Annotated in this window: 9 protein-coding genes and 1 pseudogene; 6 read left to right on the top strand and 4 right to left on the bottom strand. The window is 53.2% G+C overall.

Features of this window, described 5'->3' with window-relative positions:
• Nucleotides 1-431: pseudogene (locus tag MXE39_RS01740) on the top strand (hypothetical protein); the annotation flags it as partial.
• A gap of 34 nt (nt 432-465) precedes the next feature.
• Here MXE39_RS01740 and MXE39_RS01735 read toward each other — a convergent pair.
• The 3 genes from MXE39_RS01735 to MXE39_RS01725 form a co-directional block, all read right to left on the bottom strand.
• Nucleotides 466-2,037: a hypothetical protein gene (locus tag MXE39_RS01735; RefSeq protein WP_246976585.1), complete on the bottom strand. Its 1,572-nt coding sequence runs from the start codon at nt 2,035-2,037 to the stop codon at nt 466-468.
• A 496-nt stretch (nt 2,038-2,533) separates the two neighbouring features.
• Nucleotides 2,534-8,731, bottom strand: a complete 6,198-nt coding sequence (locus MXE39_RS01730) for an AAA family ATPase (RefSeq protein WP_246976582.1) — start codon at nt 8,729-8,731, stop codon at nt 2,534-2,536.
• A gap of 823 nt (nt 8,732-9,554) precedes the next feature.
• Entirely contained in the window at nt 9,555-11,165 is a 1,611-nt protein-coding gene (locus tag MXE39_RS01725) for a methyl-accepting chemotaxis protein (protein WP_246976579.1), read from the bottom strand.
• Nucleotides 11,166-13,592: 2,427 nt separating this feature from the next.
• On the opposite strand from MXE39_RS01725, the gene MXE39_RS01720 reads away from it, so the two are divergent.
• From MXE39_RS01720 to MXE39_RS01700, 5 genes are all read left to right on the top strand, one after another.
• Nucleotides 13,593-14,555: a tripartite tricarboxylate transporter substrate-binding protein gene (locus MXE39_RS01720; RefSeq protein ID WP_246976577.1), complete on the top strand. Its 963-nt coding sequence runs from the start codon at nt 13,593-13,595 to the stop codon at nt 14,553-14,555.
• Nucleotides 14,556-14,921: 366 nt separating this feature from the next.
• On the top strand, nt 14,922-15,437 hold the full coding sequence (locus MXE39_RS01715) for a tripartite tricarboxylate transporter TctB family protein (protein WP_246976574.1): 516 nt from the start codon (nt 14,922-14,924) through the stop codon (nt 15,435-15,437).
• A gap of 15 nt (nt 15,438-15,452) precedes the next feature.
• Nucleotides 15,453-17,027, top strand: a complete 1,575-nt coding sequence (locus tag MXE39_RS01710; protein ID WP_246976571.1) for a tripartite tricarboxylate transporter permease — start codon at nt 15,453-15,455, stop codon at nt 17,025-17,027.
• Nucleotides 17,028-17,475: 448 nt separating this feature from the next.
• Nucleotides 17,476-18,849, top strand: a complete 1,374-nt coding sequence (locus MXE39_RS01705; RefSeq protein WP_246976568.1) for a sulfatase-like hydrolase/transferase — start codon at nt 17,476-17,478, stop codon at nt 18,847-18,849.
• 384 nt (nt 18,850-19,233) lie between these two features.
• Entirely contained in the window at nt 19,234-20,472 is a 1,239-nt protein-coding gene (locus MXE39_RS01700) for an SPASM domain-containing protein (protein WP_246976566.1), read from the top strand.
• A 167-nt stretch (nt 20,473-20,639) separates the two neighbouring features.
• On the opposite strand, the gene MXE39_RS01695 is transcribed toward MXE39_RS01700, so the two are convergent.
• Nucleotides 20,640-21,215: a Crp/Fnr family transcriptional regulator gene (locus MXE39_RS01695; RefSeq protein WP_246976563.1), complete on the bottom strand. Its 576-nt coding sequence runs from the start codon at nt 21,213-21,215 to the stop codon at nt 20,640-20,642.
• Nucleotides 21,216-22,076 lie beyond the last annotated feature (861 nt).

Below are 22,076 nucleotides of genomic sequence, written 5' to 3'. Positions count from 1 at the left end.
GGCACAACGCACACCCTGAGTTTGAGTTTATTTTCACTCCTACTACCTCATCATGGTGCAACCCGGTTGAAGCACACTTCAGCATTTACTCCAATGCAGTGCTCAAAGGAGCATCATGGAATAGCGTGGATGAGCTTGAATCTGCCTCTTTGAAGTGGTACCAGGAATATGAAAAAAATCCTATTCCTTTCAATATCCAGTTCAACCTTGAAAATCACCTGATTTCAAGGAGAAGAATTCTGGAGCAAATGAAGAAGCGTTTTGAGCATATTGTTGAACGATGCAAAAATGGTCTGCGTCTGAACAATTCAGGCTACTGCTACTTCTATACAATTGGACTGTACCTGTTCAGGCTTACATCTGAAAAGGCTCCCAGCTCTAAAGCTGTCAAGGAATACAAGGATAAGCTTACCCGTATGCTTGGATTTTGATATCCCCCTGTATCCGGCTATGTCAGGGGGTGGGTCAAAACTTTTGAAATTTAGTACTAGTCACCGCACGGGTGAGTTCAATAAGCTCGTGATTCAGTTTCTTCACCGCATGGTGTTGAACTTCGCTGTCAAAGAACACGTGGTATCTGAGCTCCTCACTGGCATGGCCGGATGCCTCCTTACCCTCTGCCTCAGCAGGTGCAGTGGCTGGTGCCACTGCTGATACCTCAGCTGATGCCGGTGCTGGTGCAGGTGATGGTGCTGGTACAGGCGCCGCATCACAGCTGTATGCCCTGGTATAAGCTGCGTAGTGCATGGATTGAGAATCAAGCTCGATAAAAGTGCTGTTACCGCAGATATTATCTTTAATAGCCTTGCTGATAACCTCCTGTACTGCTGCTCCTTCTCCTTTGTTGCAGTTGACTACAAAAGTATGACCACTACGCAAAAGCTCACCGACAGCCTCATCAGAAGGACGACCTCGGTCCACAACAATGCAGGTTTTGCCTGAGGATACATTGCAGGACTCAAGCTTCTTCATAATGCTTTGTAAAGCACAACATTCACTGTCCTGACCGTCATAAAGCACGTAGAAAAAAGGAAATCCGAGCTTATCAGCATCACATACGAACTGTACATAAGGCTGATCCTTGAAAGCACCATCCTTGCTACTGTCCATTTCGCCAAACATGCCTTCATTGTTCTTGCGCTTAAATGAACATCCATCAACTGCTGCAATTATTCCTGAGTTCAAAACTCTCCCTGATTTCCCCTTGAAATATTCCTCGAGGAAGTTCTGGTGGAAGCAGTCAATGAATGCCTTATCAACATGATTGATGTATTTGAGAAAGCTGCTGCGTCTTCCTGAAACACAATCGGCTACAGCGTGCTCGGAGCAGAAATTTGGCAGGCCCTCACAAGTGCTTTCACCTGAAACAATCATGTTGTAGACCACAGTCTCAATGTGGTTAGCACCATGCAATGCATCTTTTGTCCTGACTTTACATATCTGCTCAAAGGTCTTTACCAGAGCTGCTCTTACACCTGTTTTAAATGACAGGTGATCAAGATAGAGCACTGATCCGGCCATCTTTGTACATATTTGACTGCCATCAGTATCAGTAAGGGTCTTGTTGTTCAGAACTTTGCGCTTTGCTTCAAACGAAGATTCAAAACCGTCTGATGGATAAGTACCGACTGGTGCACCGTCTGCGCTCCTGGTCACCCTGCCGCTGTCATCAAGCTCATAGCCGTGATGCCCTATAAGTGCGGATATCTGCTCTCGATCTGACTTATTGTCTGCAGTCTGACCGGAAATCCTGGTACAGGTCAATGTTCCATCCGGGTTGCGGACAACAATGTAGTCTCTGAGCTCAGGATTACTGTCGAGGAACTCCTCATAGAAGCAGATAACTCCGCTATCCCCGCCTCCAATAATCTTGCCTACAGTTTTGCGGTTAATCGTGCGTGAGCGTCCTTTCCTGATGACGTTTCCGTCAGCATCCTTGACGGCTGGCTCCCATATTCCAGTGTAGGTAAAAACATAGGTGTAGTCCTTGTTCTTATGGAGCTTAAGTGGGGGCATGGCTACAGGAGAGACTGTCATATAAAATCCTTGACTGATAATTAACTTATCGTTATTTCAACGAATTATCGTTCAATGAATAAGTACTATTTCAGACTAATTTTACTGTAAAGCAGTGCAATTTGGCCAAAGAAACTGCGAATAGTCAAGCTGACAGTGACAGGACTCGTAAATCCCTGCCTGCAGACCACTCCCCCAGAACAATCGACACATTCCAGCCCCCACTGCCTCATCGGCTAAGCCTCATAATCAAGCCTGCAACCAGTGACTTCAGCTGTCCTTAAGCTGTTATTAAAGCACAACGCGCTCTGGTTACCTGATTACAGGTACGCCCTGTCTGCACAGCCATCAAGGCAGCGGCCCGAGCTTTCCTGTACCCTTACCGCCTCAACAGAACTTCGTTCCACCGTCTGCGATCAAAACAACAGCCCCATTAAGTCAAAAGGCACCATCCGATAAGGGATGATGCCTTTTAATCCATATGACCTGCGAAGCTGATGCCCTGCAGGTGAAACTGTTAGTCCTTCTTGCTGCGACGGGCAGTGGTCTTTACCCTGGCGGTACCAGATTCAGCCCTGGCCTTTGCTGCTGCCTTAGGAGCAGCCTTACGGGCTGGCTTTGCCTTGGCCTTAGCCTCTGGCTTGTCCTCGGCTGCGGCATCTGCTGCGGTAGTTGCAGCCCTGGCCTTTGACACTGCAGTCTTGCGGGCTGGCTTTGCCTTGGCCTTAGCCTCTGGCTTGTCCTCGGCTGCGGCATCTGCTGCGGTAGTTGCAGCCCTGGCCTTTGACACTGCAGTCTTGCGGGCTGGCTTTGCCTTAGCCTCTGGCTTGTCCTCGGCTGCGGCATCTGCAGCTGTTGCAGCCCTGGCCTTTGATGTTGCCTTAGGATTTGCCTTGCGGGCTGGCTTTGCCTTGGCCTTAGCCTCTGGCTTGTCCTCGGCTGCTGCATCTGCTGCTGTTGCAGCCCTGGCCTTTGACACTGCAGTCTTGCGGGCTGGTCTGGCCTTGGCCTTAGCCTCTGGCTTATCCTCAGCTGCGGCTTCTGCTGCGGCTGCAGCCCTGGCCTTGGATGCCGCAGTCTTGCGGGCTGGCTTTGCTTTGGCCTTAGCCTCTGGCTTTGCCCTGGCCTCAGGCTCATCACCGGCTGCGGAAGCTGTTGCCTCTGCTGCCTTGGCTCTGGTGATGGCCTTGCGACGGGCGCGTGGCTTTGCCGGGACGGCTGCATCATTGCCTGGGAGGGCGGCTGCATCGTCGCCGGAGAGGGCAGCGTTGGCTGCGGCGTTGGCGACGGCCTCGGCAGCGGCGGCGTCAGCAGCATCAGCTACAGGGTCAGCCTCAAGGGAGACATCATGGCCAGGCTGCTCCAGAGCGGCCTGACTGCCCCTGTTCTCGCCAGCCATCATCTCCTCATAATTGAGGTACTGACCCTTTGGATCGCCATCGTCTATGTTGCATAACTCAACCAGCGAGCAGTCGCCAAAGTCGTTTTTAACCACCATGGACACTCTTGAAGTGATGTAGGAGGCGGCAAAGGTGCGAGGCTGGCGCAGTACGGCTGCCAGCGGGTTGCGAACGCGGGCAAGCTTCTTACGGGTCTCGGTGACTACCTGAGGCAGCTGTCCTGATGAAGAGGCAACTCCGATTTCAAGCACAATAGCTGAATGATTGTCATAAATAGTCAGATTGTTGTGCTCATTGACATTAATGCCACTGTTATACGGATCAGCCATCAGCGCAAAGAGATTGAGGCTGGAGAGCATGCGCTCATGCTCGCCAAACTGACGTTCAATTGGGCGTATGCTCATAAAGAATGGTGCCGGAGCACTCTCATCAAGCTTCTTCTTCATCAGGCCTGGATGACTGCTTTCCATGCGCTTGATAAGGTCGGTAACAGCCTCCAGAATCTCAAGCTCCAGCTCGCTGTCACCATTCTCATGAGCCAGAAGCATTATGCGACGCATGGTGATTGCCTTGCCCACTGAGTCAGGTACAGAAAGTGCGGACTTAAAGAGCTTACGCAGCGCTGTACTTTCCCTGGTGGCTGTGCCATCCGGGCTGACAGACTGGCTGCCAGCATGGCTGCCCGACGCGTTGTCAGATGCTGCGCCGTACTGCAGGCCGGCTGCATCTTCCTGGGCTGAGGAGGAAACACCTCTGACTGGTCGTCCTCTTGCGCTGGTAATACCTTTGCCGGCCGCTTTTCTGGCCCGCTCTCCAGCCCTTGAGGTCACGCCTTCCTGCACTTTGCCAAGGGCCGCGTTCAGACGTGCACTCATGTCGCTGTTCTGGCCTTTCATGAGCTGCTGCATGGTATAGACGCCAAAAGCAGTCACGTTTATCAGACGCTGCTCAGAAGACATGGCCATAATTGATGAAATGATGCTGCGGGCCTCATGAGTACTTCTGGTGCGGGAAATGTACTGAATCTGATCAATCAGTACCGAGGTCAGATCGTTATAATCTGCCCAGCCCGGACCGCCTTTGACCTCATTGCCCTTAGCGTCAATACGGGCAATGGCCTCATCGGCCACCTTTACCGCATTAGTAAGACCTTTTTCATAGGCCAGCTGACTGAGTCGGGCCAGCTCATCGCGCTTTTCACGACAGTCAGGTGCCACAATGACCAGCTTTAACTGATTGAGTATGTTCACATAGCTGCGGTAATCAATGATCACAGACGGATCTTTAACATCGCGACTCCTGTTGATCATTGATACTATGCTTTCCACGCGCACAGCATGACCTTCATTGTCAGCAGCCGGTATTGTAAGTCCTGCAGGACGGGCTGCCGGGCCCTCAGCAAGCAGATTCTGACTTTCAGTGAGCTTGCGGGTAAGGCTGTGCTTCCACAATGAACGGGCATCGCTCTCTGAAAGCTTCTGCAGGTTCATAATGGTTCGAGCTGACGGCTTTTTGATGAATTTGACTGCAAGATTGCCAAAGTCATCAATTTTGCAGCAGTCCTGGTCGTTCTGCTCGTTTTCCTCAGTATCATCGGAGGACACCAGATTCTGAGCAGAGCCGATTTTGAGGCTGCTGTCAGCCGGAGTAATGTTTACCTCATTGCCTTTGCTGCCACCGGCGCGCTGAGCGCTCTGTGATGAGTCAAGTTCAGCACTTTCAGCACTGCTGAGCACCTTGTCAGAGTTTTCATCATCTACCATGGCGCTGCCAGTCTCGGCAGGATCACGAGGAATACGTATTACCTGAGCGCCACCTGATTCAGCCCCCATTTGTGCATCGACAGCATTCATGAAGGCATCAGCTGACTTCATACCCTCCTCAAGCAGCTGCTCCAGGGTCTTTTCCTCATTGGCGCTCTTTTCCAGCTCGGAGCGCTCATGCTCACTGCGACCACGCAGCTTCTGACGAATACGCTCACGCAACTTGCTGATACGGCGGCTGCGCTCGCTCTGATCCTCAGGATCACTGCCCTGAGCATCTGCACCGTCTGGATCGCTGATATCGCTGACACCGTTATCACCAGTACGGTCAATAACATCCATGCCGCTGGAGAGGGCGGCATCGCGTACCATCTCATCTATTTCGAAGTCAATATCGTCCGTCAGCTCATCCGGAGATTTATCATCCCCGTAATCACCGTATCCGGAACCTGCGGCTCTGGTGGAGGTCGCACCGGTCCTGCTCCTGCCTGAAGATCCTGATGAAGCTGATCTGCCAGGTCTGTTTCTGGAAGAGCCAGCTTTCTCACCACTGTGCTCGCCGTCATATCCATATTCACCGCCGATGTCATCGGCAGCTGACTCTTCGATAACAGCTACAACAGCATCCTGTTCCTCACTGCCTGCCCCGGCACAACGCTTTGCTGCACGGGCAGCAAGCAGGCGTCGAATATCCTTAATATCAGGACGGGATCGTGGGGCGGCAGCATTGCCCTGAGCCGCATCTGATGGGGATACGTCGGAAGATGCAGACACGCCAGCGGATGCGGATGCATCAGCTGATGCGGATGAGTCTGCTGTTGTGTCATCGTCCTGCTCACTGGCATTGCCTGGCAGGTGCTGAGCCTTTTGGGCACGTACGGCTACACCTGAAGAATCAGATGGCGCAGCATGATGAACCGGGGTGGATGCAGCATCATCATGGTCGGCTGGCTCGTGCTTCTGCGACTGCTGAGCTGAACCCTGTTCATCAAGATCGTAATCTGCCAGAGGATCAATAAAGAGATCGTTGTTTGTGAGCGCTGCATTACGTGCAGATAGGATTTTGGCTGTCTCTTTGGTGGCAAGGGCAGTGAATTTATCGAGATCGATATCACTGTCAAGATCCTCAAGGCCATTTAATCTGGCACGTCTGAGCATCTCGTCGCGCATCAGCGGGTAGCCGGTACCTGTTGCCATGGTGCCGGACTTTTCATGATGCATCTGCATCCACAGCATCAATGCCGCAGCCAGAGTGCCTGGGGTTAGTTCCTCCCTGAGGACACTGGCATCAAAGGAGCTGACCACCTCATGGAAGAGCTGCAGCATGCCTTTATGGTCGTATGGGAAGAAGGTGTCGTCAGCCAGAGGATCAACACGGGTGATATTGCCATTTCCATTGAAGAAATGGTTCACAATCAGGGTCTTAAAGCCATGGTAGACCTCAAAGGACGGCATACAGGTGTATGTGTCTTTGATATGGTAGCGTGCTGAGGTCAGGTAGCCCATGAAAAAGAGCATGGCAGGCAGAGGAATACCCCTGCCGCCCTGAGCCAGAGCTTCATTGTCATTAGCGCGGCGCAGCTGAGCTGTGCTTTCGTAGTCGTTGGCCAGTCCTGACTCCTGATCACGGTTGTCATCGAGCATCATGGACGGCTCATCAGAGACAGTAGCAGTGCTGGCTGCGGAGACCGGCTGATCCTTAACAAAGGCTCCGTCATCGGCAAAGGTAACATTGGCCAGAGACTCGCCAATACTTAAGGCCATGTCTCTGGTGCTCTCTTCCATGCTTTCGGCATCATCATCAGATGCAAAGTTTTTGTAGCGCTCAGGGAAGAACTCTTTGACAAAACGACGGAAGGTGGCAGGCTTGAGCACACGCTGCATAATGGCCAGCAGACGATCCATGTCCACATCAGGATGAGCGCTGAGCAGGGCCTGAATCTTCCTGTGCATGTCATCGGCCACCTCATCATCATTATCATCCGCAGGAACAGTGTTCAGTCCCTCATCATTGATGAGTACGGGCATGATGCAGCCTTCGATTAACAGACGAATGCCACCCTTGAAGATGCGCTCAAGCTGCACGAAGAGCTGCTCATCAGTAAGACGGCAGGCCTTGCACAGGGCTGAGAAATTGATAGTTGAGTGCTCAAACCAGTACAGACGGAAGCCGTTTTCAGGCTTTCTCAGGAAGTTGATTACCGAAACAGGGTTGAGAACTGTACAGATGTGATCAAAGGAGTAATTGCCGTAGTAGTACTTGAGGCGACGGATCATGCTCTCATAATCAAATGGAGGTGGTGATCCGGCGGCAATGAACTCATTGTTCATGGCCGTTACGGCGCGATCAATGAAAGGACGGAACTGCTCTGAGCGCAGATCCTCCTCGGTGACACCCAGAAGTCCAGAGCTTTCCTTGCCATAGCAGAAAGAGCGTGACAGAGGCAGGTACTTCATCAGTGGCGGATATTCCTCAGTGGCCTCACGATAGTCCATGGCAGCTGTTCCGGTCACGAGAATGTGGCGGAAGATCTTGCGGTTGCGGCCCAGCAGGTTGAGGAATGCGCCAATGAAGCGGGTACGGTAGTTGTACAGACGTGGCTCATCAAGTGCCGCCATCAGAGGGGCATCGAAGTTTTCAATGATGAGCACGCGGGAGTTCTGACGGCAGCGGGTCAGCAGCTGATTGATATTTACAAAAGAGGCTCTTTCGGTGCAGCGGCTGAGCATGGCACCGAAGTTTTCCATATCGCCCTGACTGGTGCTGCCAGCAGAGCCGCCTGGCAGGTGGTCAGCCATAATCGCACCGGATGGACCACGGTCTTCGCGGGTAATCTGCTCATAGAGCAGGCTGTAAAGTGATGAGCCGAAAATATAGAGATCATCGCCATCCTCACCGGCCTCAGAGCCGTCAGGGTTGTTCTCTGCATCAGCAGAGCCGCCCCCCGGAACAGACGAGTTGAGAATGCGGCGCTCTGCAGACATCTGGCTGGAGCTGTCGGCGTCACTGCCTGTGTCAGCTGAAGAGTCCATAAGGCCCTCGGCCTGAGCATCCTCACCTGAATACATGAAAGGAGGCTGCAGATTGTCAGGGTCGTCACTTACAGGACGGAAATCGTCATTGGCATGAGCTGACAGCTGAGAGGCGGCATAGCCCTCATTAACAGCCTTGTCATGCAGAGACTGGCTGAAACTTTCATGGACCAGTACGGAGCGCTCAGGTACAGCACGGGCAATACGGGCAAAATCAAGGCGCACTACCCTGCAGTACGGTTCAGTCCAGCTGTCACAGGCAGCTGCGCCCTTCAGGCGCTCAAAGTCGTGGGTAAACAGAGCCTCAAGAGTGTCGCAGAAAATGCGCTTGCCAAAGCCACGAGGACGCATCAGGTAATCGCAGCGGCTTACTCCTGAGCAGTACAGATTCTTAATCTGCATGGTTCTGTCGATATACAGACCCTCAGCAATAAGCTGCTCCAGAGTCTGCAGCTGCTCCTTACCGGGACGCTCTGCTCCACGTGAGGCATCATCTTTGAGTAAATCTGTATATTGCATAAGAACCTGAACCTTAATCCATGGTTAATTTAACTGCTTCACCATTAAGTGAACCTGTCAGCGCCCATCCATAAGCTCGCTGAGCCCCGGTTTTCACAGCCTGGCATGGCCTGGCCAGCCATCCCGTTCCGTCCTGTCTGCCACGTCCTGCATGGTCATGCCGTCAGGCCTGTTCCGGTCTTTCCGTCCGGACGTCCCGTTCGGACGTATCGTCTGGGCTGTCCCGCCTGGACTGTCCCGTCAGGGCCGGCATTGCCGGTCCTTGCGACATGGCTTTCACCGCCAGGCCTGACCGCCAGCTTTTCTGTCCTGATGCAGCAGGAAATCTGCGCTCAGCATGTCCTTATGGCAATGCTGCTGACGAGTATCTTCGGGGGCCAGAGGCCTCATTGAGACGTGTTCTGGGCCGTGATTGCGCGCCCGGCTGGTATAGATGGTAAACACGGGAATCAACATAGCAACTGTTTCCCACTGTGTCAATGAGCTGTAATCAAGGTGATAAACACAGCTCAAAGGCGCAGCCGCAGGCCGCTTGCGGCCTGGTACGCACCTGAGCATTTAACGCGGTGCACGCAGCCTGGCCGGGGTACTTGCCATGCTTGCGCAAAAAGCAAGGGCGCATCCCGGAATTTCCGGCATGCGCCCTGATTATTATGCTGTCTGGGGTAACTGTCCCCATTCCTTAACAATGAGGTTTCTGCAGAAATGGCAAAAACGCTGTCAGCATGGCTGCTTCCTTACTGCAGGCACTGGTCCCAGGTAACTGTCTGGCCGACATCTGCAGACAGGGCTGCAGATGCCAGGCTTTAACATGACCGCAGAATTATAGCTTGAAGCGGCTCATCTTACTGTTAAGAGTATCGATATCGTCGGCAGTCTGCTTCATTACAGCCATGGTGGACTCGGCTGCTTCAGCAAAGTTTTGAGCATCAGTGGTCAGGTTCTGAATGTGAGATGAGATCTCGGATGAGGCTGTGGTCTGCTCCTCAACGGATGCTGCGATCTGATTGATCTGGGCATTTACGTTGTCGACGTGCTTGAGAATGTCATTGAAGACATTTTCAAGGCCTGAGGTCTCTTCAGCAATATTGCCCATGTCATTAACTGAGCGCTCCATGGAGGCTGATGCATTGTTGGCATCACGCTCAATCAGGCTGACCATGTCATTAATCTCACTGATGGATGATGAGGTGCGACTGGCCAGAGCACGTACTTCGTCAGCTACCACGGCAAAGCCACGACCTGCCTCACCGGCACGGGCAGCCTCAATGGCAGCGTTCAGAGCCAGCAGGTTGGTCTGGGCCGCAATCTCGTCAATAGTGCCCACAATTGAGTTAATGGAGCGGGTCTGCTTAATCATGGCCTCAATCTGCTCACTGTCAGAGCGGGTCTGTTCAGACTGGCGGTAGATGCTGGCAATGGATTCCTTGGCGTGACCAATACCTGTCTGGGTGATATTGCTTGAAGCCCTGGACAGACCTGCGGCCGCCTCACAGTTTTGAGCAATTTCCTGGCTGGTAGATACCATCTGATTGGCAGCAGCAGCTACGGTAACGGTACGGTTTTCAGCTTCGCGGGCATTGTTGTAGACACTGGTCATGCGGTCGATCATTTCATGCATGCTCTTCTTTGCGAAGGTACTGGCACTGATCATGTCCTGAATAATTTCAAACAGGATACCGCGCATGGTCTCAAGAGACTGCCCCAGGCGGCCGAACTCATCGTGATACTTAAGATCAATCTTTTTGCCCAGTTCACCTTTTTCAATGCGGGTAATAACTTCATCAAGAGCGGTCAGGGCACCTCGGGCATAGGCTGCTGTCAGGCTGGCTACAATCATGGAGGCAATGATAACGCCTACAGACAGGATACCTACCCAGATAACAGGCTCAACGCTGGCAGCCTCTTTTGACTTGCCCAGTACGTCGGTAATCTGATAGGAACGAACTACGTTAAGGTCGCCTACCAGAGCCATGAACAGAGGAGTTACCTCTTCGGCAAATATGTGACCGGCGCTTGGAATGTCGTTTTTGACAACAAGAGGGTGAATCTTGTTTTCAAAAACATCACGAAGACGGCCGGCATTGTCTCTGATGCGGTTGATTTCATTAGGGAAGCGACCGGTTTCCAGATTGGATGCGAGGTCAAGGAATTTGTTCAGGGCCTTTCTGGCATCATCGTGTAAGGAAGTTCCGGTCTTACCTGAATCGATGAACTTGTTAACGTTGTTCATCATATCCACAGCGGCGGTGAGGGTTCCGTCAACGCGGGCATAACGCTCGGCCAGAGACCACTGCATGTAGTCGGCAAGCTCACGGCTCTTGTTCATCTGAGACAGGGACGTACCGGCAATGATGATGCTCATGACGATAACAACACCGAAGCTCAGGAAGAGCTTGGCGCGCAGTCCCAGCTGATAATACCATGTGACCATTTTCAACTCCTGATGAGTTCACCACGGCAAAGCGACTGCACCTGCATAGCGCGCAGCCTCAGTCATTACTGTCTTGTCCCCATGTCACAGGTCAGCAGTTCACAAATCCGCAGGACCTTAATCAAGGGCTCCCCTGAACAGCTTAATTGCTGCCTGAGAGCATTTAACAGACAGGCATGCACCTCAGATGCTTAACAACAGACAACGGCATCGGGACAGAGCCGTGCAGGAGCATGGCCGTAACCGGGCATAGCATGATGCGCGCGAGGATGCTGCAGAGCAGATCACACGCTTACGTGCCCTGGCCATATGATTCCTGTAATCTGTCAATCAGCACTGAAATGACCTGGTGAGTTTATGTTTTTGTTTTGTCGTCTGCTGGCCGAACGCTCATGGCGCCGGACAAAAAGCAAAAGATCTGTACGATCCTCACTAACCAGCTACGTCACTACAATCGGTTTGCCGCAAGTCTGATCAGTACATCTGATGAACGCTGAGGCCAGATGGCCTTTGACCCTGTACAGCAGATAGAGACAAACAAGAATTCACAGCTGCAGCGCGGCTCCTGAGAAAGCACAGCAAAGAGCCCACGCCTGCAAATTTCTTTTCCTGCTCTGGCGCAGCACAGCCTGCAAGCATGCCCGACAGGGCGTATGCAGGCTCTACAAGATGCATGTCATGTACTGCAGGCCGTATGCATGCTCTACAAGGTGCATGTCATGTCCTGCAGGCCGTATGCATGCTCTGCGAGGTGCATGTCATGCCCTGCAGGCTGCATGTCATGGCCAGCAAGATGAGCCTGTGCCGCTCATCTGACAGGGCACAGAAATTTACCCTCACACAGCATGATGCTGTTTTGACTGCCATGCTGCTTACGTGCAGTTTTAAACGTTTACATGACCAGGGATTGTCCTGTAACCCATGTTTACTTCTATTGTAGAGACAAGGGTCATTCCTGAGTGCTGTCTGAAGCTCAGAACATGAGGATCTGTGCCATGCAGTAACAGCTGTAAAGCTGATATATACCTGAGGCAGGAAAGAAATTTCATTCGGTCACAACTGCCTGAGCTGAATGTAACCGGGGTCATATTCTAATGTTAAAAAAGCCATAATTGAACACAGGGCTTGCAGTTTTTTTCCATAAAATCTACCGTGCCTGGCATATTTTTCCAGCCATGCCCTAATGCCCGGGGCACACGGTGCCTGATGCTGTATCTTGTTCAAGGCCGCCAGGCCCGGTCATTACAGGACTTTAATGCTCCAGAACCTGGCTTAAAACATCATTTTATGTACAAGCAGCAAATTACGCATCAATCTGACACATAGAAGAATAATTACACATTAATGTCACTTTTCAAGCCTGCATGAATGCGCTGTAATTGTGCATATTCTACCCCTTATTAAAAGCCCGTCCTCCGCCCCTCAATGCGCGCGCCTGCCTGTCCATCCCGTTCTCCAGCCTGTCCTTCAGCATACCAATAACAGCAGTCCTCACTGCGCTTTACGCCCTCCCTGAAGCTGCACCATAGCGGAGCTCATCCAGTGCTGTCTGTACAGTCTCATCAAGCAGGCCCCTGCCAGCCTGGTCCCTGCCTGGTCTCTGCCAGCCTGGTCTCTGCCTCCGTGGTCCCTGCCTGCCTGGTCTCTGCCTCCGTGGTCCCTGCCTGCCTGGTCTCTGCCTCCGTGGTCCCTGCCTGCGAGGTCTCTGCCCTTGTGGACTGTGCAAGCCTGGTTTCAGCGTGCGGGCTGGCTGATGGCTGAAGGCCGGTTGCAGGTTTTTGTTGCCTGTTGCCGGTCAGCCGCCTGAATCTGGTAAAGCCTGCGTATGGGGCTATGGCGACGGGTGGCCCGGAATCTGGCTCAGGCGATGGCTGTCGTCGTTGCGGGACGTGTGAATGGGAGGTGCGGCCGGGCGGGGCGTTGCGGGGCGTTGCGAGGCGGCTGTGTTGTGAGGCTTATGTGCTGAGGAGCTGATGTATTGAATTTCTGGCCAGGGAGCGGCGAAAAATATGGCCTTGTTCACACTTTTGAAAATTGGGCAGGGTTAAAGCGGGGATCAGGGGACTTTTTATGATTTTAGTCATATTGAATCCAGGTATTAGGGGTGACAATAGCCTCGTAGATTGCAGTGACCGCAAGACGGTCCTTATTCAGTGACTGATGCCTGCCAGACTCCGCCCGGCAACGGGGCGGAGGGCCAGCTCCGACTGAGGTTTTATTGTCTGACCTTGTCTACGGGGTTTAGTCAGATCTAACCACTGTAACTTGTACTTTTTCGGTGCTCTCAGGGTTAACTGGTATATCACCGGGCCTTGTGCACCATGCCGGACATCCGGCTGCCACGGACTTTCAGTGCATAAGTGCTGGAGCTGTGGCGATGCTTTATATCCGGCAGGCATGCAGGACACTTTCAGGAGTTTAGTTAATATGAGATTAAAGACCCTTCTTAAGACTGCCGCAGTAATTTGCGCTTCAGCCTTCATCGCCACCGGCTGTGGCTCTGACAAGAAGACCTGGACTGTAACCTGTCCGTGGGCACCATCTGGTGTAGCCGCCATGGCCAGCCAGAAGGCCGCTTCCCTGTCCACCACCTACTCCAAGGACACCATTCTGGTTGCCGAGGCTGTCAAGGGTGACACAGCAACCATCAACACATGGGTAATGGACAAGAAGGGCGGTGATCCTGCTCTGACCTTTATCAACGAAGGTCTGCTTGCCATCAGCCCTATCATCGATGCCAAGAAGGTACGTTTCTCAGAGGACGACTTCGTAGTAATTCAGAACCTCTACTCTGCTGTTTTCGTACTGTCCGCCCAGAGCAATCTGAACATCAAGACCATTGATGACCTCAAGAAGTACGTAGAGGAAGGCGGCAAGGTTAACATCGCTGTTAACGGCGCTACTTCCACCGAGGCTTTCCTTGCTACCGCTCTGTTCTCCGATATGGGCAGCAAGGACTTCAAAGTAACTCCATACACCTCTGCTGCTGAAGCTGCTCAGGCTGTTGCCAAGGGCGAGACCAACTTTGCCATCTCTCACCAGACTCAGATTCTCGAAACCGCTCAGCAGGGCAAGGTTGACGTTATCGCCGCTTTCTCCGACAAGACTCTTGAGCACGGTCCATTTGCCGGTGTTCAGGGTGTAGGCGAGCACGGCTATCCATTCATCACCAATGCCTGCGTAGTAGCTGCCCGTGCCGGCACCTCCGAGGCTGATGTCAAGAAGCTGCGTGACCTGTACGACGCCATCTTAAAGGATGAGTCTTTTGTAAAGTGGGTTCAGGAGACCATGTTAATCGAAATCCGTCCTATGACCGATGCTGATTTCAAGGCCCACCTTGAGCAGACCCGCGAGCTGGTTAACACCTACAAGGACAAGGTTCTGGGCTAACAGGTCCGCTCTGGCCTGAATGTCCAGCCCCCAGGACATCCAGTCAACATGGACAAAGGGTCCAACTGGACAACGGGTCCACATGGACCTCCGGCCCGACTGGACAGTGGTGCCGCCTGAACAATGGGGGCCGCCTGAGGGAGACAGTCCCCGGCGAGATGACCTGACCTCAGCTGGTGTCAGACCAGAGCCAGACCTTTCTTCAGCTGAATATTTTCGCAGGCACAGTCTTAAGTTGAAAAACTTCGTGCTGTGCCTTTTTTGTGCCCAAAATTTGAGTTTTTTCCCCGAAAAATGCCCTTAAAGAGCACTTTTCCCCCTGAAAGACTCAGGGCCGGGAACTGCAAAAGCAGTCCAGGAGCTGTCATGAACTTTATACTTGCCCCGCTTGATGCCCTGCGTGCCGCAACCAGGGCCCGCTTCGAGGATAAGACTTTTTCCTATCCCTCCAACATTACGGCAGGCGTGATCTGTGCTGTTCTGGCCATCATCATGCTCATTGCCATTCCGGGTCAGATTGAGGTTTCCGAAAAGGATACCGTAAATGGCCGCGTCTTCCCTGAGCTGCTCATGTATCTGATGCTGATCTGCTCAGCTATGCTGATTATCAAGGATGTTACCCGCATCATTACCCATCAGCCACTGGAGATGAAGACCATCAACATCTACGTTGAGATCAAGGCCGCAGTCATTATCTGCATTCTTATTGCTACCTATCTCATCAGCAAATACACCGAACTGTTTGTCGCTGGCAGCATTTTCTGCGTACTGGCTTTCCTGCTGTTCTTCAACTGCCGCAAGCCTCTTTACTATGCCATTACTCTGAGCATTGCAGTTCTTATCTGGGTGGCCTTCAAATTCGGCCTTGGCGTTAACTTCTAGCATCAGGGTGACAGTATGTTGGAATATATTATCCCCGCCAGTTCGCTGCTCTTTACCCTGCAGAACATAATCTGGATAAACCTGGGTGTTTTCATCGGAGCAGTATTTGCCTGTATTCCAGGCCTGAGCGTTATTCTCTGCGTTATTCTCTTTTTACCCCTTACCTATCAGCTTACCGCCATTCCCGGCATGATGTTCCTGCTGGGTATATACTGCGCCGGTTCATACGGCGGTTCGGTCAGCGCCATTCTGATCAACACTCCGGGTACTCCTCATGCTGCAGCAACCATGCTTGACGGTCACCCTCTGTCACAGAAAGGCCGCTCACGTGTAGCTCTCAAGATTGCTCTTTACGCCTCCACCATTGGAGGTACCATATCAGCTTTTATGCTGCTCTTCCTGGGCCCTCAGGTAGCAAAAGTAGCCGCGCAGCTGGGCACAGCCGAATACTTCATGGTCTGCGTTTTCGGTCTGACCATCATCGCAGGTGTGTCCGGCAAGAGCATTATCAAGGGTATTATTTCAGCCTGTATCGGTCTTACCATTTCCTGTATTGGCTCTGACCCAATGACAGGCTATGACCGTCTGACCTTCAACGTTGACCGCCTCTATCTGGGCCTTGACCTTGCTATCTGTCTTATCGGTCTGTTCGCTCTGATTGAAATCATTGCCAAGGCTGACGGTGCCGTACAGCAGCTCAGGATTGAAGACAGAAAGAAGCTCGATGACGGTGTCATTACAAAAGATGAAAAGAAGCGTATTGTCCGTCCTATTCTTATGTCTTCCTTCATTGGCTGTATGGTTGGTATCATACCAGGCACCGGCGCTGCAGAGGCCTCATGGTTCTCCTACAACCAGGCCAAAAACATGTCCAGGCGTAAGGAAGAGTTCGGTAAGGGCAGCGTAGAAGGCATAGCCGCTGCTGAGTCAGCCAACAACGCCGTAACCGGCGCTACTCTGATTCCTCTGCTAACCCTTGGTATTCCAGGTGACGGAACCGTGGCCATCATGCTTTCAGCTCTGATGATCAACGGCTTAAATCCTGGCCTGTCGCTGTTCACAACTGATGGCGACATCATGTACGCTATCATGCTGGGTCTGATTCTGGTTAACATCTTCATGTTAATTCAGGGTCGCTATCTGACCCGCGTATTTGCCAGGGTAGTAGCTGTTCCTCAGGAGATTCTGACCCCAGTCATTGTCATCTTCTGTTATGCTGGCGCCTACTCCATCAACAAGAATTACTTTGACGTATCCATCGCTCTGTACTTCGGTATAGCTGCATGGATCCTGCGCAAGATTGACCTGCCAGCCATCCCTATTCTGCTTGGTCTGGTACTGGGCGATATGACTGAAACCAACTTCCGTCGTGCCCTGATGCTCTCTGAGGGCGATCCGTCAATCTTCTTCAGCAGCGTTTACTGCTGGATCTTCATTGTCCTGATTGTTCTGGCCCTGGGTGCCATCATCAAGGGCAAGCTCAAGGAAGAAAAGATGCTGCGCGAACAGCGCCGCCAGCAGGAGGCTGAAGCCGCTGCCGCCATGACCTCAGATCAGGCCCGTGCAGCTGACAGCGACTCTGCAAAGTAACAGACTTACCAGTCCCGATCTGCATGCAGCAGCAAGACTGCGCAAGGCGCCACCTGGCGCCGCAAAGCGCCGACAGGCGCATGGCAGGCGCAACGGCCTGCGCAAAGGCGCATAGCCTGCGCAACTGCCTCCATGACAGGGACGGGTCCCACCGATTAAACACACACAGTGCGCTCAGCAAGCATTTTGGCCCTGAGCGCCCTCTTTAGTGTCTTACTGATTTTACTGAGCCCCGGCCAGCCCGGCCTGCAAAACACAAAGCCCCTGACCTCAGGCTCAGATACCGTATGGCATCAACTCCGGTGCTTTTGCCCATGCCCGTGCTCTCATAACCATGCATTGCATGGCAGGGCAGCCCCTGCAGGACAGTCCCTGCAGGGCCGTGGCATTGCAAGGCCTGGCCTGTTGCCCTGCGGTCCTGACTCATCTTGTGATGGAAGGAAGTTCTATGTCCGAGTTAAACAAGTCCCGCCGCCCTAATATCATTTTCTACTTCACCGACCAGCAGCGCGCTGACACCTGCGGATGTTTCGGTCAGCCCCTGAACATCACCCCTGTTCTGGACGAACTGTCTCAGGAAGGCGTCAAGTTCAACAAGGCTTTCTCTCCTCAGCCTGTATGCGGTCCATGCCGTGCTCTGTTCCAGACTGGCAAGTACGCTACCGAAACCAACTGCTTCCGTAACAACAAGATGCTGCCAAAGGATGTAAAGACCCTTGCCAACTACATAGAAGAGGCCGGCTATGAGACTGCCTATATTGGCAAGTGGCACCTTGCCTCTGAAGGTGAGCTTGAGGCAAAGCCTGTTATTGACCACACCGTAACAGCTATCCCTCAGGAATACCGTGGCGGTTATACCGGTTTCTGGCGTGCCGCTGACGTGCTGGAGTTTACCTCTCACGGTTATGACGGCTTCGTTTTTGACGAGAACAACAACCGTATCGACTTCAAGGGCTACCGTCCTGACTGCATCACTGACATGGCCCTGGACTTCTTCAAGGTTCGTGACAAGTCAAAGCCTTTCTTCATGACCATTTCCCATATTGAGCCTCACCACCAGAATGACCATGCTCACTATGAGGGTCCTGAGGGTTCAAAGGAGAAGTACAGCAACTTCACCCTGCCTCATGACCTTGCAGTTCTGGGCGGTAATGCTGCTGAGGAATATCCTGACTACCTGGGTCAGGTAGCCAGCCTTGATGAAAACCTGGGACGTCTGGTCAAAAAGCTTAAGGAAGAGGGCATTTATGATGACACCGTCATCATCTTCGGCTCTGACCATGGCTCCCACTTCAAGACCCGCAATACTGACAGCCACTTAAACGGTATTGACGATTACAAGCGTACCTGCCATGACGCAGCCCTGCGCGTACCTCTGGTAATTGCCGGCGGCCCATTCAAGGGCGGCATCAGCTTTGACGAGGTTGTTTCCACCGACTCCCTGCCAAAGACCATTCTGGCTCTGGCCGGTGTTGATGTAGGCGACAGGATGATTGGTGAGAATCTCATCGATGTTGTTGCCCATAAGGATCCTGAGCGCAGGCAGGAAGCTTTTGCCCAGATTTCCGAGAGCCGTATCGGCCGCTGCCTGCGTACCGACAAGTACACCTACTCCGTATACGCTCCAGGCGTGAACGGCGGCGAAAAGGGTTCAGCCGATCTGTACAGAGATGACTTCCTGTACGACCTCGACAAGGATCCATTCCAGCTGACCAATGTGGTAGCTGACCCGGCCTATAAGGAAATTAAGCTGCAGCTGCGCGAGAGGCTGCTCAGCTGGATTGAAAAGGCCGAGCACTGCCGTCCGGTTATCGAAGACTGATTAACTCCTCCACTGAAGTGACCGGCGCCGTTTTACAAAGCTCGCGGCCCGGTCACTAATAGCAATCTACTCAAACAGCCCGTGCTCCTTCTGGTGCATGGGCTGTTTTTTCTCATACTGCCCCGCCCCCCGTCCGGCCATTAACCAGGGAGCGACCCAGGCCAGTGCCGGCTCCAGGCCCAGGTTAAGTCCCAGGCAGGCCGGGCACACAGTGCTGGCCAGGGCGGCGCGGCTATGGCCAATGCCGGTGGCCTGCCTTACAATTTAAGTACATGGCTGCAGCTTTGCCGCATCATCAGGCGCAGTTGCAGCCCTGGCGCTGTCTGCAGCATGGCCCGGGGTCAGGCCGCAGGCAGACCGTTATTTTGTGCATGAGAACCTTTTATGCAATATCTTCAGCTGCTGGTAAAGCCAGCTTCATCCCTGTGTGACCTTAAGTGCACTTACTGTTTCTACCATGATCTGGCCGGTCATCAGACTACCAGGCCTCAGATTATGAGCACTGAGACCTTTGAGCTCATTATGAAGAGGGCCGCAGAGTATTTTGCTGATGCCAGCCAGGCTGAGCCTGCTTATCTGGACATACTCTTTCAGGGCGGCGAGCCCACCATGGCCGGCCTTGAGTTCTTTGAAAATGCCGTAAAGCTGCAAAAGCGGTATTTTGCTCAACTGCCTCAGGTGCAGATTACGCGCTTCATCCAGACCAATGCCTCACGTATACCTGAAAAGCTCATGGACTTTCTGGTGGCCAATGACTTTAACTTCGGTGTATCGCTCGATGGCCCCCAGGCTCTGCACGATGCCATGCGCGTCTACAGCAATGGCCGAGGCTCCTTTGACCGCGTCATGGACGGCATCAAGGGCCTGAAAGCCCGTAATGCCCGCATGAACGTGCTGTGCGTGCTCACCGATCTCAATGCCCTGAACATCAAAGAGGTCTATGCCTTCTTCCGCTCCCTTGGCTTTGAGCACCATCAGTACATTGCCTGCCTTGACCCTTTCGACAACAGCTGCATGCCCGCCCCTGCCAGGGCAGCTGCAGCTGCCGCCGTCGGCCCGGCTGGCGCTGCCGCTGCGGGCAGCTGCTGCGACAGCGGCCGCTCATCCGGCCATGATGGCGGCGGTGAGCAGCGTCAGTTTTTAAGTGAGGAGGCCTATGGGCGCTTCCTTATCGACATATTCGATGTCTGGTATGACGAGCTGGTAAATAAGCAGACCTATGTGTCCGTACGCCATATTGAGAACTACATCTGCCTGATTCTGGGCATGGACATCAATGCCTGCAATATGAACGGTGTCTGCCACGTGCAGAATGTGGTGGAGAGCTCAGGTGAGGTCTATCCTTGTGACTTCTTTGCCCATGATGACTGGTCTCTGGGCAACCTCAAGGACAAAGGCTTTGCTCAGATGATGCACAGCGATACCGGCCGTAACTTTGTCAAAAGCTCCCTGCCGCTGCCTGAAGACTGCCGTACCTGCCCATATCTGAGACTGTGCCGCAATGGCTGTCTGCGCGAGCGCGTCAAGGGCAAGAACCGCCACTGCAAGGCATTCAAGACCTTCTTTGATGCCCGCCTGCCTGAGCTGACCCGAGCCGCCGGCATTATGCAGAACATGCGCTGACAGCCCATGTAAGCACATAAACCAAAGCCCCGCAGTCACACGACGGCGGGGCTTTGTTTATGTGGGCGGCAAGACGGATGAGCGGCAAGGCTGGCCGCCGGGCACTGCCGCAGAGCGCAGGCTGCTTGCTGGCTGCCAGCAGCTGCCGGCTCAAGGGCCAGGTGCGGCTACTGGCGGCCGGCCGGGAGCTTGCCTTCTTTTTTGAGCTCACGGGCGATACGAATGGCTGTTTCGGTTTCGCAGCCGGCAAATTCGGCGACCTCACGGTAGGACCACGGGTATTCAGGATAGGTCTCGTACAGATAGGTCATGGCATCATGAACGCGCTTGATGCTCTTTTCATAGGAGATATGAGCAAGGCGGCTTTCAGCATTGGCAAGCTCAGCAGAGATATCTGACAGCAGACGCTTCATGAGCTCTGGATTGTCGCCCATAAACTTCCGGGAGTCGGGACTTATCTTGATAAGGGTAGCAGGAATGAGCACGCGGGCACTGCAGTGATAGGTCTGACCTGGGGAAAACCAGGTGCGGTAGCCAAAGAACTGATGGCTGTCGTAAAGACGAATCAGGCTCTCCTTGCCATTGTCCACCATGTGATACAGTCCGATCAGCCCCGATTCAATATAGTAAAAGGAGCTGGAGGTATCGCCCTGGCAGTACAGATAGCTGCCCTTGGGCAGAGATTCAACCACGGCTGTTTCACAGCTTTTGAGAGTTGAAACTGGGTACGGCTCTTGACGCATCTTCTTTCCTTCAAAACAACACACTATACGTACATCATACAGACAGCTCCGGTCTCAGTCCGGCGCCGACATCAGCCAAGGACCTGCAAGGCAGCCTCAGCTTCGCTGCAGCGGCACTGGCTGTGGCACTGGCTGTGCCAGCGGCACTGGTACTGCCACTGTATGTCTGGCCCCTGTACGGTCTGAAAAGTCCTGAATTAACAATTACCACCACATTCAGGTCTGGCCGCGACACAGGAGCTCACGGTCATTACAACAGATCCGGGGTTCATACGGCCGGCCGTCACGTTCTGTCAGCAAGGCTGACCTGAACGGTGAGGGCGGCATGTACCTAATGTAATTTAACTGTGGCCTGCGGGCACACAAACTAATGCAGATTTGTAGACCTGCATCGCAAAATCAGATTTTTACCGTATCTGGTACGACAGGCATGGCCGTCCTGCAGCTGAGCAGCGCCAGACGCATGACTCGTGCGGAGTGCACGGTACTGCCAGCAGCGACCTGAGATCGTGCGTGATGCGGGCTTGTCTTTTCTGTTCTTGAGGTGCCGGTGCTACAGCATACGCTAAAAGTCCTGACAGGAAAACACTCCCTGTCAAAGCATGCGATATTGCCGGTATAAGCATGAGAAGTACTGGCCTGAAATCAGGGGTTATTACCCGGGCCAGCCATGATCAACGGACATGGACTTATGGGGGTAGAGGCAACGCCCGGCACGGGGCGCCATTGCGGCCGTCACAGGCAAAGCCAGTGCTGGGCGGGCGCCGTTGCGGCCGGCGCGGGTGTGCGCCATTGGGGCCGGCGCGGGGATGAGCGCGTGCGGCCAGGATAAATCATGGGGATTATGGGGAGAGGTGCAGC

The organism is Anaerobiospirillum sp. NML120511 (assembly GCF_023050955.1).
In the GTDB taxonomy this organism is placed as follows: Bacteria; Pseudomonadota; Gammaproteobacteria; order Enterobacterales; family Succinivibrionaceae; genus Anaerobiospirillum.
The sequence above is the reverse complement of the archived record's forward strand: the minus strand, read 5'-3'. Positions and strand labels throughout refer to the sequence as shown.